The sequence below is a fragment of the Pseudomonas sp. FP1742 genome (assembly GCF_030687145.1).
Lineage (GTDB): Bacteria > Pseudomonadota > Gammaproteobacteria > Pseudomonadales > Pseudomonadaceae > Aquipseudomonas > Aquipseudomonas frederiksbergensis_D.
This window is the reverse complement of record NZ_CP117460.1, coordinates 39,593-52,478: the sequence shown is the minus strand read 5'-3', so window position 1 is coordinate 52,478 and position 12,886 is coordinate 39,593. Positions and strand designations below refer to the sequence as shown.

The following is a 12,886-nucleotide window of genomic DNA, read 5'->3' as shown; positions in this document are numbered from 1 at the left end:
CAAGCAATACCCTTAAATAGAAGCGTAAGGAGAATCACCATGTTGAGCTGGGCAATCACATTCCTGATCATTGCCATCATCGCTGCAGTATTGGGCTTCGGTGGTATCGCGGGCACCGCCACGGGCATCGCCAAGATTCTCTTTGTCGTATTCCTGGTGATGTTCATTGCTTCCTTCTTCTTCGGCCGTCGCGGTCGAGGTTGATATGCGGATTTCGGTTAAAGACATTGGCGGCCGCCCTGCTTCTGGGCGGCAGTCGCCTATACGACATGCCGACTACCGCTTTCTCGGTAAACCGGATGAAGGCATGCAGAAGTTGTTGATGGAACTGCTGAAGAAAGATCCACGCCGGTATTGAGTTCGAAACACGAAAGAGGCCGCACGCTTCTTTCCACTGCGCTACCCGAGGACGGTAGACGCATGATCAAGGGGTCGGGACGTTCTGACTGTTTCAGGGTCGGAGTGACCTACGGGTACAGGGAGTAGCCGCGCAAGGGCCGGGTCAGGTAAAGCTGCTACGCAAGTTCGCCGGCCCTGGGCGGCTCGACGGACTTGCGGAGAGCTTCAACGTGCAAAACGTTGATCTAGAGCATTCTGCTTATAATTTCTTGCTGCATATTCCCCGCAAAACCGTTTCGCGGTGTTTCTTCGTGACCGTATATCGAGAAAGCTCTGACTTTCACGAGAAGAAAAATCGCAGTCGAACGTAGGACATCTCCTAAATTTTCATTGGTTCAAAAAACATCAACCTGCGCTGAAATGGCCGGTTCACGGCACTTATGCCTGCCGAAATGTCGCATTCGAACCGGCTGGGACGCGGGTTTCGGTTAAAAGATCTCATGCCGATTCGGCATAGGGTAGGCGCTTACGGCATTAGACGTCGCTTCCCGGCATCGGAATAGTTGCGCCTTTTTCGCTGCCTGAGAGCTGTAAATGCTCGCTCGCGGGGACCTTATACGGGGGCCGATGCAAAACTGCTTCGCCGTTGAGCGTTTCAGTTCTTGCATCAGCCTGAGTCAAACGCAAGTAAGGATAAAGATATGAAGAAGGCAAAGCTTAGCCTCGCCTGGCAGATCCTCATCGGTCTGGTTCTGGGGATAGCAATAGGTGCACTGCTCAACCACTTCAGTGCCGAAAAAGCCTGGTGGATCAGCAACGTGCTGCAACCGGCAGGCGATATCTTTATCCGTCTGATCAAAATGATCGTGATCCCGATCGTGATTTCCTCGCTGATTGTCGGCATTGCTGGTGTTGGCGACGCGAAAAAACTCGGGCGTATCGGTCTGAAGACCATCATTTACTTCGAGATCGTCACCACCATCGCCATCCTGGTCGGTCTGGTGCTGGCCAACGTGGTCCATCCAGGCAGCGGCATCGACATGAGCACCCTGGGTACCGTGGATATTTCCAAGTACCAGGCCACTGCCGCCGAGGTTCAGCATGAACACGCGTTCGTCGAAACCATCCTCAACCTGATCCCGTCGAACATCTTTGCGGCCATGGGCCGTGGCGAGATGCTGCCGATCATCTTCTTCTCCGTGTTGTTCGGTCTCGGTCTGTCGAGCCTGCAATCGGACCTGCGCGAACCGCTGGTGAAGACGTTCCAGGGCGTGTCGGAAAGCATGTTCAAAGTCACCCACATGATCATGAACTACGCCCCGATCGGCGTGTTCGCACTGATCGCGGTGACCGTGGCCAACTTCGGTTTCGCCTCGCTGCTGCCGCTGGCCAAACTGGTCGTCCTGGTTTACTTCGCCGTTGCCTTCTTCGCCTTCGTGGTATTGGGCCTGATCGCTCGCCTGTTCGGCTTCTCGGTGATCAAGCTGATGCGCATCTTCAAGGATGAGCTGGTCCTGGCCTACTCCACCGCCAGTTCCGAAACCGTGCTGCCGCGCGTGATCGAGAAGATGGAAGCCTACGGCGCGCCGAAAGCCATTTGCAGCTTCGTGGTACCGACCGGCTACTCGTTCAACCTCGACGGTTCGACCCTGTACCAGAGCATCGCGGCGATCTTCATTGCCCAGCTGTACGGCATCGACCTGTCGATCAGCCAGCAATTGCTGCTGGTACTGACCCTGATGGTCACCTCCAAAGGCATCGCCGGTGTGCCGGGTGTGTCCTTCGTGGTGCTGCTGGCCACTCTGGGCAGCGTCGGTATTCCGTTGGAAGGCCTGGCGTTCATCGCCGGTGTCGACCGCATCATGGACATGGCCCGTACCGCGCTCAACGTGATCGGCAATGCCTTGGCCGTACTGGTCATCTCGCGCTGGGAAGGCATGTACGACGACGCCAAGGGCCAGCGCTACTGGAACTCCCTGCCGCACTGGCGCAGCAAGGAAAAGCTGCCGGCTGGCGAAACCTCCAGCAACTGACGCATAACCCTGTGGGGGCGGGCTTGCTTGCGAAAGCGGTGGATCAGTCAACGTAGATGTTGAATATTCCGGCCTCTTCGCGAGCAAGCCCGCTCCCACATTGGTCTTTTGCCAGCAGTGCCAGACAAACCCCGGAGAAATCCGGGGTTTGTCGTTTCTGCCTACCCCGCTATCATTCGCCCCATCTTCCGGGGGATTTGACTGATGCTTAATGGCCTGTGGCTTGGCTTCTTCATCGTGGCAGCCGTATCGGCGCTGGCGCAGTGGCTGATCGGCGGTAACGCCGGGATCTTCGCGGCGATGGTGGAAAGCATTTTCGCCATGGCCAAATTATCGGTCGAGGTCATGGTCCTGCTGTTCGGCACCCTCACCCTCTGGCTGGGCTTTCTGCGGATCGCCGAAAAGGCCGGCATCGTCGAGTGGCTGGCCAAGGCGCTGGGCCCTCTGTTCCTGCGCCTGATGCCGGAAGTCCCGGCCGGTCATCCCGCCATCGGCCTGATCACGCTCAACTTCGCCGCCAATGGCCTGGGCCTGGACAACGCCGCCACCCCCATCGGCCTCAAGGCCATGCGTGCGTTGCAGGACATCAACCCCAGCGAGACGATCGCCAGCAACGCGCAGATCCTCTTTCTGGTACTCAACGCCTCTTCCCTGACCCTGCTGCCGGTGACGATCTTCATGTACCGCGCGCAACAAGGTGCACCTGATCCGACGCTGGTTTTCCTGCCGATCCTGCTGGCCACCAGTTGCTCGACCATCGTTGGTTTTCTGTCCGTCGCCTTCATGCAACGCCTGCGCATCTGGGACCCGGTGGTGCTGGCCTATCTGATTCCCGGCGCCCTCGCCCTCGGCGGCTTCATGGCGTTGCTGGCGACGCTTTCGGCGACCGCGCTGGCGAGCCTGTCATCGATCCTCGGCAACGTGACGCTGTTCGGGCTGATCATGCTGTTTCTGATCATTGGCGCGTTACGCAAGGTGAAGGTCTATGAAGCGTTCGTCGAAGGCGCGAAAGAAGGCTTCGACGTCGCCAAGAACCTGCTGCCATATCTGGTGGCGATGCTCTGCGCCGTGGGGGTGCTGCGGGCGTCCGGGGCGCTGGACTTCGGTCTGGACGGGATTCGTCACCTGGTGGCGTGGGCCGGGTGGGACACACGCTTCGTCGATGCGCTGCCGACGGCCATGGTCAAACCGTTCTCCGGCAGTGCCGCCCGGGCAATGCTGATTGAAACCATGAAGACCGAGGGGGTGGACAGTTTCCCGGCGCTGGTGGCGGCGACAGTCCAGGGCAGTACCGAAACGACCTTCTATGTATTGGCGGTGTATTTCGGCGCGGTAGGCATCCAGCGCGCACGGCATGCGGTGGGTTGCGCGCTGCTGGCAGAGCTGGCCGGTGTTCTTGGCGCGATCGGGGTTTGCTACTGGTTCTTCGGCTAACCGACAAACCTGTGGGAGCGGGCTTGCTCGCGAAAGCGGTGTGTCAGTCAACAGACATGTTGAATGTACCGGCCTCTTTCGCGAGCAAGCCCGCTCCCACAGGAGTTCGGCGGTGGCTTCAAGGCCTCCGCGGCGGCGCAATCTTCTGACCTTGCTCCACCGTCCAGGCCACCACCTGCGCCGTCAACTGGTCGCTGGCCTGGCCGAACCCGGCGACCACCGCCGGCACCTTCACATCGCTCAACGGCTGACGCACTTCAAAACGCCGACTGGCGAGGATTCGCTGGTCATATCCACGCACCAGCAACGCATCCAGCCGCACGACCACGCTCGCCGTCGCGCCCTGGTATTCGGTCTGGAACGCCTGCAGGTTGCCGCCCAGTTCCAGGTCCGCCTGGAGATTGCTGTCATCGGTGCTGAGCAACGGCACACGACCGTCACGCTGGAAACCATCGAGCAGGCGATTGCGCAACAGTACCGGGGCCGGATCGCTCCAGCGTGAAGCCTTGTAACTGCTGATCAGGTCACCCTGAGGGATTACGGCGATCTTCGGGTTGTTCAGGGCTTCGCTGGTCTGTGGCTTGGCCAGTCGCAACGACCAGTGCAGCACCGCGCTGTGATTGGCCGGTGCGCCGCTCTGGGACGACGGCAATCGATAGACATCGGACGGCTCGGACTTGGGCAGAATCGAGCAGGCGCTGGTCAGTGCAAAACCGGCAGCCAAGGCTAACGGGATCAGCTTCATGGCGTGAACTCCTTGTTCTTGTCACTGCCCAGCAGATATCCGCTGGGGTTGGCCTCAAGGCGCTGGGAAATGGTGCGCAACGAACTCAAGGTATCGCGCAACTCACGTACCGCCGGCGCCAGGCCATTGAGGCCCTGCATGCCGTTGTTGAGGGAATCCTGATTAGTGGTGAGCAATGAGTTGAGGGTCGCGCTGCTCTGTTCCAGGGACTTCATGGCTTGCTCGGCACTGCCGAACATCTGCTTGCCCTGATCGTTGAGCAAGCCGTTGGCGTTGCGCATCAGCCCAGCGGTTTGTTCGAGTGTGGCGGAGGCCTGTTTACCGATCGACGCCAGTTGCTGCATGGCCTGACCGATGTCGCCGCGCTGGTCGGCGATGGTGCCGGTGGTTTGCTCCAGATGCTCAAGGGTCTTGCTGATGCGCTCGACGTTTTCCGAAGAAAACATCTGATTGGCGTTCTGCATCAACATGTTCACACCCGTCATCAGATCGTTACTGTCGCTCATCAAACGGGCGATGGGCGAGGGCGACGCCACGATGGTCGGCAAATTGCCGTCCTTGCCCTTGAGCTTCGGACTTTGTGGCGTGCCGCCGCTGAGCTGAATGATCGAGGTGCCGGTGATCCCGGTCAGCGCCAGTTTGGCTTGGGTGTCTTCCTTGATCGGGGTGTCTCCGCCCAGGCGGATCCGCGCCAACACCCGGCGTGGGTCGCTCGGGTCCAGGCGCAGCGTCACCACGTCACCGACCTTGATCCCGCTGTACTGCACGGCACTGCCCTTGGACAGGCCGCTGACCGCCTCATTGAAGACGATTTCGTAATCCTTGAATTCGGTGTCGACGCTGGACTTGGCCAGCCACAGACCGAAGAGCAGGGCGCCTGCCACCACTATGACGGTGAACAGGCCGATCAATACGTGATGGGCTCGGGTTTCCATGTCAGACCTCATTGAGCTGGTTAGCGGCCGTCAGCGCCGCGCGGCCGCGAGGGCCATGGAAGTATTCGTGAATCCACGCGTCGTCGGTTTCCGATACTTTATCGATGGCATCAGCCACCAGCACTTTCTTCTGTGCCAACACCGCCACCCGGTCGGTGATGGTGTAGAGCGTGTCGAGGTCGTGGGTGACCAGAAACACACTCAAACCCAACGCATCACGCAGGGTCAGGATCAATTGATCGAAGGCCGCCGCGCCAATCGGATCGAGGCCGGCGGTGGGTTCGTCGAGAAACAGGATGTCCGGGTCCAGCGCCAGCGCCCGGGCCAGCGCCGCACGTTTGATCATGCCGCCGGACAGTGAAGCAGGGTACTTGTCGGCCGCCGACAACGGCAGCCCGGCCAATGCCAGCTTCACCGCTGCCAGGTGCTCGGCGTCGGCACGACTCAGGCCGGCGTGTTCGATCAGGGGCAGGGCGACGTTCTCGGTCACCGTCAGCGAAGAGAACAGGGCACCTTTCTGGAACAACACACCGAAGCGCCGTTCGACCAGCGAACGCTCGTGCTCCGACAGGCTCGGCAAGTTCTTGCCGAACACCTTCACCAGCCCTTCGCTGGGCTGGCGCAAGCCGACGATGCTGCGCAACAGCACCGATTTGCCGCTGCCGGAACCGCCGACCACGGCAAGGATCTCGCCTTTGTACAAATCCAGGTCGAGGTTCTCGTGCACGCTCTGACGGCCGAAGCGATTGCACAGCCCGCGAACGTCGATCACCGCCTCGCCAGGCGTTCGGGGTAGACGACTCACCAGCCCATCTCCATGAAAAACAACGCGGCCACGGCATCAAGCACGATCACCACGAAGATTGATTGGACCACACTGGACGTGGTGTGTGCGCCGACAGACTCGGCGCTGCCACTGACCTTGAAGCCTTCGAGACAGCCGATAGAGGCAATCAGGAACGCAAAAATCGGCGCTTTGACGATCCCCACCAGAAAGTGCTGAACGCCAATGTCCGATTGCAGCAACGACAGGAACATCGCCGGCGAAATATCCAGCGACAGCGCACAGACCACACCACCGCCGACAATCCCCGACAACATCGCCAGAAAGGTCAGCATCGGCAGCGCCACCAGCAACGCCAGGACACGCGGCACCACCAGCAACTCCATGGGGTCCAGGCCGAGGGTACGGATCGCGTCGATTTCTTCGTTGGCCTTCATCGAGCCGATCTGCGCGGTGAACGCGCTGGCGGTGCGGCCCGCCATCAGGATCGCGGTCAGCAACACGCCGAATTCCCGCAGAAAAGAGAACGCCACCAGGTCCACGGTAAAAATGCTCGCGCCGAAGCTCGCCAGCACAGTCGCACCGAGAAACGCTACCACGGCGCCCACCATAAAGGTCAGCAGGGCGACGATGGGGGCAGCGTCCAGGCCGGTCTGCTCAATGTGCGCGACCATTGGCGTGAGACGCCAGCGCTTGGGACAAAACAGCCTGCGCGCGATGGTTTGCAGGATCAGGCCGACGAAACCCAGCAGCTGCAGGGTGTCCTGCCAGATCGCATCGACCGCGCGGCCGATACGGGTCAGCAGTTGAATGCCGACGCTGATTTCCGGTTCTTTGATCGGCACGCAGAAATCAGTCAGCGAGCAATACACCGTCTGCAGCAAGGCGCGATCGGCGGAGGAAAGGGTGCAATCGGGGTGTTCGGCGAATTTGCCCAGACGCTCGGAACCCAGCAACTCCACCAGCAGCGATGCACCCGCCGTGTCCAGGGCACCGAGGCCGTTAAGGTCGATCCGGGTGTTGTCGTCGTATTGGCCACGGAGCTTGTCGCTCAGGTGGCTGAGATCGGCGTAATGAGCGAGCGTCCAGTCACCCGTGACCCGCAGCATGGCTGGGATGTGCGAGGTATCCAGTCGGACACTGCCGGGCGTTGTGCTGCTGGTCATAAGCTCCTGCTTGTTCGGCAATTGCGCAGACCAGATTAATAGCACGAACCGCGTTACTTATCTTTGATGGGTGTGCTGTCCATGACCTTGAAGCGCAGCACACCGATCACCTGGCCGTCTTCGGTGAGCACCCGGACCTGCCATTTGCCCGCCGGATTACCGGGGAAGTTCTGCTTGTGGGTCCAGGCGCGGTAGCCTTCCTTGCGCCCGCCGTGGATGTCCAGCGGGATGCGGTCAACCTCTTTACCGTTGAATATCCAGACGTGATAGATCCGCTCGTCCAGCCCCCGTGGGGCATTGATCGCGGTGTAGGCGTACAAGCCGTCGCCACGAATCTGCTCGACGCTGACCTCTTCCAGACTCTTGCCAGGGGTGCGGTCCTGCATTTGGGTACTGATCGCCACATCGGTCATCCACAGGGTCGCCGGCGGCACCCAGGAGCGCAGCACCCAACCGGCGGCGCCGATGCCGACGGTGATGCTGAGGATCGCCAATGCGTTGCGCACGGTGCGAATAGGGAAGATCGAGGCCAGGCTCGGGAACGACAGCAGCATGGCAATGCCCAGCGCCAGCTTGAAGCTCTGGGCAGTGGTCAGGTGCAGGATGACGGGCAGGGCGGTCAGCAGGGCCGCAAACAGGGTCAGGGTGTGCAGCGCCAGAAACGCCCAACGGCGCGGTGCCAGCCATTTGTAGTAGAGCGGGTCGATGATCGAAATCAGCGCCGCCATGCTCAGTAATCCAGTGAAGAACAACTGGCCGCTGTTCCAGGTGGTGGTAATTAAAAAGAACGGCAGGACGAAGAACAGGCTTTCCTGATGGATCATCTGCGTCGCGTAACGCAGCAGGGGCTGGGGTATTTCGCGCTTGAAGACCCTGGCGAACAGCTTGGTGAGGCTGTTTTCCAGCATCAACCAGACCCAGCTGACCAGCATGATGGTGGTGATCCAGCTCGCCAGACCTTGTTGGCGATCCACCAGCATGAAGCTGCCGACCCCGGAAATGAAACCGCCGAGCGCGATGACTCCGGGGTAGCGCTTCATCAGTTCCAGGATGCGCTGGATGTACAGGGTCAGAGTCGGCATTCGGCGGTTCACAATAGTCGTGGGAAAAATCCCCGACAGGGTACCGTCCGAGGGGCCCTGTGGCGAGGGGGCTTGCCCCCGTTGGGCTGCGAAGCGGCCCTGAAAATGCGGCAACCCGGTTTATCAGGTACACCGCATTCACCGATATTGCGACTGCTGCGCAGCCGAACGGGGGCAAGCCCCCTCGCCACACAAAACCCGTTGCCACAGGGAAATAACTACTTTCTGCGGTGAACACGCCAACCCAATGCCCCAAGCACCATCAATCCAAATCCCCCGGCAATCGCCCACATCACCTGGTCATAACTCATCAACGGCTTCTCGATCCGCAAATACCCCGGTTGCGACAACAACTCACGCATCGCCTTGTTCGCCTCGGCCAGCGTCACTTCTTGCAGTGCCTTGGCCGGGTTGGCGAAATGGCCGTCCGCGTAGTCGCCGAGGGCGCTCCAGTAATAATCCGCCAGGGCGCTATTGCCTTGCACGGCCCAGGTCTGGCGAGCGATGGCGGCCTGCTTGAGGCGGGCGAAGGTGGTGGCGTCGAGACCGTTCTTGAGCAGATCGGCCTTGAGTTCATCCAGCACCTGTTCGGCTGCTGGCACGTCGCCGCGATCAAGGTCGGCGTTCAGGCTCATGAAGCCCACCCCGCCAAACACTTCACGCTCGGCCGAGGGGCCGTAGGACAGCCCATGGACCAGACGCAGCTGGCGATAGAGCGCCCAGTCCAGATACTCCTTGAGCAAGTCGAAGGTTTCATCGTGCAGGTCTTCCAGCACCGGTTCCGGCACCAGCCAGTGCAACTTGGCGCCGCCACCGACCAAACCGCTACTCAGATTGCGCTGATGGGCCGCGCTGGCCTGAATGTCCGGCAGGGACAGGTGCTCAGTCGGCTCAACTGCCTGGAGCGCACCGTAAGTCCGTTCCAGATAGGCCGGCAGCAAGTGGTCGAGCTCACCAACCACGATCAGGGTCATGTTATTGGGCGCGTACCAGGCCTTGCGCACCTTATCCAGTTGCTCGCGGGTCAGGTGATCGACTTCGGCGCGCTCGGAGCATTTGAGGCCCAGTTCCACCGCCAATTGGTTGCTGGCGGTGTGGCCCAGGTCCTGGCGATCCAGCCAACGTTGCAGGTGGGAATAATGGCCACCGTCTTCGCGCTCGACCACTTGCTTGGCGACGTTGATGGCGTTGTCGTCGATATGGGTCTGGGTCAGCAATGCCAACAGCAGATCGAGCACCTTACGCTGGTTTTTCGCCGGGGCTTCGATGACGAACGTCGTGTCGGCGTTGCTGGTGTAAGCATTCCACTCACCCCCCAGGGCTTGCATGCGCTCTTCCAGCCCCCCTTCGCCGGTGGCGTCGATGCCGCTGAACAACAAGTGCTCGAGCAGGTGCGGCAGTTCTTTGTCGGCGCAGCTGAAATCATCCAGGCCAACACCAACCACCAGCCGGATCGCCACATGCCCGCGCTCGGCGCCTGGCTTGAGGATCAATTGCAGGCCGTTGGGCAGCGTATAGCCCTCGACCTGAAAGCGATCCAGGGCAAACGAAGGCAGGGCGCCGAGCAGCAGACAAGCGAACAGCAGACAACGCATAACGAGTTTCCGTACGACAGCGTAAGTACAACAGACTTCAGGCAACTGTGGACGTTCAGGGTGAATGAGTGATGTCAGCCATATCGTCGACCGCCAGAGCACCGGTGTCCGAAGTGCCCAACACCGCATAGGCACTGCTGCAAAACAGCGAATTGAGGCGCCTCATGTCAGCGATCAGCTCCAGATGCAGCGAACTGGTCTCGATACTTTGCACGATCTTACGGTGTAAACGGCTGACATGAGCGTGGGCCAGGCGGCGTTCCTGTGCGCGAAAGCGACGTTTCTCCCGCAGTAACTGGCGAGCACTTTCCGGATCGGCGCTGAGGAACACCGACAACCCCAGACGCAAGTTGGCTATCAACTGGCTGTGCAGCCCGGCCAACTCTTCCAGACCGACCTCGGAAAACGACCGCCGCTGCGCGGTTTTCTGCTGCTGAACCTTGCGCAGCATGCGTTCGATCAGATCACTGGCCAGTTTCAGGTTAATCGCCAGCTCGATGGTTTCCGCCCACCGTTGGCTATCCTGCTCGCTGAGGTCTTCGCGAGGCATTTGCGCCAGATAGAGTTTGATCGCGCTGTAGAGCGCTTCGACATCATCGGTCAGGCGACGGATTTCCTGGGTGACGGCGGTCTGTTTGCCGCGCAGTACGGCGAGCATGGCTTCGAGCATGTTGTCGACCAGATCGCCGATGCGCAGGGTTTCCCGGGCGGCATTGGCCAGCGCCAGGCTAGGGGTCACCAACGCCGTCGGGTCAAGGTGCCGCGGCTTGGCCGTGCCGTTGATGTCCGGCCGCTCCGGCAGCAGCCACGCACAGAGCCTGGCCATCAGCCCGACGCTGGGCAACAGGATCAGGCAACGCGCGGTGTTGTAGAGCAGGTGGAAGCCGATGACCATTTCCTGAGCGCTGAAATCGAAGCTGTCGATCCAGTGCACCAATGGATCAAGCACCGGAATGATCAGCAGCAAACCGATCAGTTTGTACAACAGGCTGCCCAGCGCCACCTGACGGCCGGCGGCGTTCTGCATGCTGGTGCTGAGGAAGGCGAGAACGCCGCTGCCGATGTTGGCGCCGATCACCAGGCCGATGGCCACTGGCAGACTGATCACGCTGGCGCCGGCGAGGGTCGCGGTCAGCAAAACGGCGGCCAGGCTGGAGTATGAAATCATCGCGAACAGTGCACCGACCAGCGCATCGAGCAAGATATCGCCGGTCAGAGAAGCGAAAATCACCTTCACTCCCTGAGCATGAGTGATCGGCGTGGCGGCCTCGACGATCAATTGCAGCGCCAGAATGATCAGCCCCAGACCGATGCCGACCCGTCCCATCTGCCCAACCCGGGTCTGCTTGCGCGACAGAAAGAAAATCACCCCGAGGAAGATCAGCAACGGCGACAGCCACGACAGGTCGAGGGTCAGTACCCGCGCCATCAGCGCGGTACCGACGTCGGCGCCGAGCATGGTCGCCAGGGCGGGGGTCAGCGCCATCAGGCCCTGACCGACAAAAGAAGTGACGAGCATGGCGGTGGCGTTGCTGCTCTGGACCATGGCGGTCACCATGATCCCGGCGATAAACGCCAACCAACGCCTGGACATGTTCTGGCCGATCACATGGCGCAAGTTGGAGCCATAAACCCGCAGGATGCCGGTTCGGACGATGTGCGTGCCCCAGATCAACAAGGCCACGGCCGATAACAAATTGAGCAGGGTGAGCATACAGGCCCCCTGTGGTGGTAGCGCCCCAGCGGGGCAAGTCGACGGTACCGCGTTCTTTTACGTTCTGTACTTAAGCTGTAGTTGGCTAACGGTCTGGACGCCAGCATCGCACAGCTAAAGAAGCGATTGAAACAAAACTGTCATGAAAACAGTTTGATGCAGACATGACGAAGGGGCCCGAAGGCCCCTTTGTCACGACAGGATGTTTGGGTTACTGGCCCGGAACATCCTTGCGCAGTTTCACCGGCTCCTGCTGTTTGCGTTTTTTCGCAATCGCGGTGCGCATCCTGATGTTGATTGCTTCCACCGCCAGCGAGAACGCCATGGCGAAGTAGACGTAGCCTTTTGGCACATGCACATCGAAGGATTCGGCAATCAGCACGGTACCGACGATCAACAGGAAAGACAGCGCCAGCATCTTCAGCGATGGGTGCTTGTCGATGAACTCGCTGATGGTGCCGGAAGCCCACATCATCACCAGCACAGCAACGATGATCGCCGCGACCATGACCGGTACATGGGACACCATGCCAACGGCAGTGATGACCGAGTCCAGCGAGAACACGATGTCGATGATCGCGATCTGAATGATGGTGTAGAGGAAATTGCCGCCCTTGCCGCCGGGCTCCTCATTGGTTTCATCTTCACCTTCCAGTGCGTGGTACATCTCTTGCGAGCTTTTCCACAGCAGGAACAGACCACCGAAGAACAGAATCAAGTCACGTCCGGAAATACCCTGACCGAACACTTCGAACAAGTCTGCGGTGAGGCGCATGACCCAGGTGATCGACAACAGCAACAGAATCCGCGTGACCATGGCCAGTGCGAGGCCGAAGATCCGGGTACGCGCCTGCATGTGTTTGGGCATGCGGCTGACCAGGATCGAAATCATGATGATGTTGTCGATGCCCAGAACGATCTCCAGGGCAGTCAGGGTGAAGAAGGCAACCCAGATTTCAGGGTTGGTCAGCCATTCCATGTGTATTCCTTTGAGGATGTGTTAAACCACGAAGGGCCCGGGCTTCATATAGCAAAGCCTGGACCCGTCATGGTGAGTCT

11 protein-coding genes and 1 pseudogene are annotated in these 12,886 nt (G+C 60.0%); 4 read left to right on the top strand and 8 right to left on the bottom strand.

What is annotated here, in order from left to right; genetic code table 11:
- Nucleotides 1–39 precede the first annotated feature (39 nt).
- The 4 genes and pseudogenes from PSH64_RS00235 (at nt 40) to PSH64_RS00220 (ending at nt 3,806) form a co-directional block, all read left to right on the top strand.
- Nucleotides 40–204, top strand: coding sequence for a DUF1328 domain-containing protein (locus PSH64_RS00235; RefSeq protein ID WP_003177151.1), 165 nt, complete (start codon nt 40–42; stop codon nt 202–204).
- A gap of 52 nt (nt 205–256) precedes the next feature.
- Nucleotides 257–358 (top strand): annotated as a pseudogene (locus PSH64_RS00230) (Ivy family c-type lysozyme inhibitor); the annotation flags it as partial.
- A gap of 682 nt (nt 359–1,040) precedes the next feature.
- Nucleotides 1,041–2,372 (top strand): glutamate/aspartate:proton symporter GltP, encoded by a 1,332-nt coding sequence (gene gltP / locus PSH64_RS00225; protein ID WP_105342644.1) that lies wholly within the window; start codon nt 1,041–1,043, stop codon nt 2,370–2,372.
- 204 nt (nt 2,373–2,576) lie between these two features.
- A complete protein-coding gene (locus tag PSH64_RS00220; protein ID WP_105342643.1) occupies nt 2,577–3,806 on the top strand; it encodes a nucleoside recognition domain-containing protein in 1,230 nt (409 codons plus the stop codon).
- Nucleotides 3,807–3,924: 118 nt separating this feature from the next.
- On the opposite strand, the gene PSH64_RS00215 is transcribed toward PSH64_RS00220, so the two are convergent.
- From PSH64_RS00215 to PSH64_RS00180, 8 genes are all read right to left on the bottom strand, one after another.
- A complete protein-coding gene (locus PSH64_RS00215; protein ID WP_105342642.1) occupies nt 3,925–4,551 on the bottom strand; it encodes an ABC-type transport auxiliary lipoprotein family protein in 627 nt (208 codons plus the stop codon).
- Nucleotides 4,548–5,486, bottom strand: a complete 939-nt coding sequence (locus PSH64_RS00210) for an MlaD family protein (RefSeq protein WP_105342641.1) — start codon at nt 5,484–5,486, stop codon at nt 4,548–4,550. Before PSH64_RS00210 ends, PSH64_RS00215 begins: the two co-directional genes overlap by 4 nt.
- A 1-nt stretch (nt 5,487) precedes the next feature.
- Nucleotides 5,488–6,291: an ABC transporter ATP-binding protein gene (locus PSH64_RS00205; protein ID WP_305479528.1), complete on the bottom strand. Its 804-nt coding sequence runs from the start codon at nt 6,289–6,291 to the stop codon at nt 5,488–5,490.
- A complete protein-coding gene (locus PSH64_RS00200; RefSeq protein ID WP_305479526.1) occupies nt 6,288–7,436 on the bottom strand; it encodes an ABC transporter permease in 1,149 nt (382 codons plus the stop codon). The genes PSH64_RS00205 and PSH64_RS00200 overlap by 4 nt, the downstream gene beginning before the upstream one ends.
- Before the next feature lie 53 nt (nt 7,437–7,489).
- Nucleotides 7,490–8,518 (bottom strand): DUF5924 family protein, encoded by a 1,029-nt coding sequence (locus tag PSH64_RS00195; protein WP_105342635.1) that lies wholly within the window; start codon nt 8,516–8,518, stop codon nt 7,490–7,492.
- 218 nt (nt 8,519–8,736) lie between these two features.
- Entirely contained in the window at nt 8,737–10,113 is a 1,377-nt protein-coding gene (locus tag PSH64_RS00190; RefSeq protein WP_105342633.1) for a pitrilysin family protein, read from the bottom strand.
- A gap of 55 nt (nt 10,114–10,168) precedes the next feature.
- Entirely contained in the window at nt 10,169–11,827 is a 1,659-nt protein-coding gene (locus PSH64_RS00185) for a Na/Pi cotransporter family protein (protein WP_105342630.1), read from the bottom strand.
- A gap of 211 nt (nt 11,828–12,038) precedes the next feature.
- Nucleotides 12,039–12,806, bottom strand: coding sequence for a TerC family protein (locus tag PSH64_RS00180; protein ID WP_105342627.1), 768 nt, complete (start codon nt 12,804–12,806; stop codon nt 12,039–12,041).
- Nucleotides 12,807–12,886 lie beyond the last annotated feature (80 nt).

What these genes read in the sequence shown, in the direction of transcription:
- PSH64_RS00220 (WP_105342643.1), top strand. Translation starts at nt 2,577, where the DNA reads ATGCTTAATGGCCTGTGGCTTGGCTTCTTCATCGTGGCAGCCGTATCG.
- PSH64_RS00235 (WP_003177151.1), top strand. Translation starts at nt 40, where the DNA reads ATGTTGAGCTGGGCAATCACATTCCTGATCATTGCCATCATCGCTGCA.
- PSH64_RS00180 (WP_105342627.1), bottom strand. Translation starts at nt 12,806, where the DNA reads ATGGAATGGCTGACCAACCCTGAAATCTGGGTTGCCTTCTTCACCCTG.
- PSH64_RS00210 (WP_105342641.1), bottom strand. Translation starts at nt 5,486, where the DNA reads ATGGAAACCCGAGCCCATCACGTATTGATCGGCCTGTTCACCGTCATA.
- PSH64_RS00215 (WP_105342642.1), bottom strand. Translation starts at nt 4,551, where the DNA reads ATGAAGCTGATCCCGTTAGCCTTGGCTGCCGGTTTTGCACTGACCAGC.
- PSH64_RS00185 (WP_105342630.1), bottom strand. Translation starts at nt 11,827, where the DNA reads ATGCTCACCCTGCTCAATTTGTTATCGGCCGTGGCCTTGTTGATCTGG.
- gltP (WP_105342644.1), top strand. Translation starts at nt 1,041, where the DNA reads ATGAAGAAGGCAAAGCTTAGCCTCGCCTGGCAGATCCTCATCGGTCTG.
- PSH64_RS00200 (WP_305479526.1), bottom strand. Translation starts at nt 7,436, where the DNA reads ATGACCAGCAGCACAACGCCCGGCAGTGTCCGACTGGATACCTCGCAC.
- PSH64_RS00195 (WP_105342635.1), bottom strand. Translation starts at nt 8,518, where the DNA reads ATGCCGACTCTGACCCTGTACATCCAGCGCATCCTGGAACTGATGAAG.
- PSH64_RS00190 (WP_105342633.1), bottom strand. Translation starts at nt 10,113, where the DNA reads ATGCGTTGTCTGCTGTTCGCTTGTCTGCTGCTCGGCGCCCTGCCTTCG.